This is a genomic window from Candidatus Obscuribacterales bacterium (assembly GCA_036703605.1).
Lineage (GTDB): Bacteria > Cyanobacteriota > Cyanobacteriia > RECH01 > RECH01 > RECH01.
Map to the genome: position 1 here is coordinate 1 of DATNRH010000975.1, position 1,188 is coordinate 1,188.

1 protein-coding gene is annotated in these 1,188 nt (G+C 54.3%); it reads left to right on the forward strand.

The window, feature by feature from the left end:
* The first annotated feature begins 17 nt into the window (after window positions 1–17).
* Window positions 18–713, forward strand: a complete 696-nt coding sequence (locus V6D20_20095; protein ID HEY9818081.1) for a hypothetical protein — start codon at window positions 18–20, stop codon at window positions 711–713.
* Window positions 714–1,188 lie beyond the last annotated feature (475 nt).

A 1,188-nucleotide genomic window follows, 5' to 3' on the forward strand; every position in this document is an offset into this window, starting at 1 on the left:
GCGCCCACTAGGTGGAGGTGGGGCATTTCAGCCACACGAACCTAGACATCAAAGTTCACGTAACAACGATCCTCCGGCTTACTACAATGGTCCTGCTGCTGCTGCCGCGGGACGGCCCCCAATGCACGTGTCTCCTCCACATGGACCTGGGCCGAATCACGGCGGCTACCGCCATGGTTACTATGGAGGGCCTCCTCCTCCAGACTACCGTGGACCTCCTCCTCCAGGAGCATTTCCTCCTTATGATCAACGTGGGCCATATGGTCATGAGGGACCTGGCGGCCCATATCGAGGCCCTCCTCCAGGGCAGTACCGAGGACCACCACCACCTTATCCTCCCTCCTATCGTGGCTACGAACAAGGAGGTGATCCTAACAGCTGGGGAGCCCCCCCATTTCAACGCCCTCCCGCATACCCAGGGATGCCACCCGAAGTGTATCAACAGCAAAGACCTACTGCTAGCACTCCTCACGACGGGCGCTACATGGAACCGCCACCACAACAGCATATTCAACAACAACAACAAGCAGCCCAAGGGAATACCTTTAGCCGAGCTGTCTCTTCTTCCTTTGGCAGCGCTGCTGATAAGCCACACGGAAAGATGGATACTTCTTCTCATTACCTTGCCCCGAATCCTCCTGCACACCATCATCATGATCATCCTGACGAGCACTCGGATGCTGGAGTTTCGTGGGGTCAGATTAATCAGGTAGCTAGTGTCGATGAAGCAGTGATGAGAGAGCGTATGGAAAAGCCAGATGCAGATGGACATTTAAAGGTAGATCAACCTGCCAGCAACTCGTCTTCGTTGACGAATTCTCCCACGGATCCAGCTGAAGTTGAAGCTGCGAAACGTCGGGCATCCATCCCTACTCCTTCCAAGTTGGCATCTTTGGATTCCTTATCATCGGTAGCTAGTGCCCAAGAGCCCTTGACCACAGACAAGGACAAGTCAGTCAATGCCAACAACTCTATTGGTCACCTAAGTCCAAGTTCATCGGCGTCACTAGACCTGATGAAATGTCATAGTGGAAGTAGTGGTTTGTTGCATTTGGCTAGCAGTGGCATCCATTTCCCCCCGCCCGACACCCGTTTAGAAGGCAAGCGTGCCCGAGACGACGAAGATCGAGATGCCATGGACGACAAGTACAGTGATCGCTCGGCACGTCATGCTCGGTTAGATGCGGA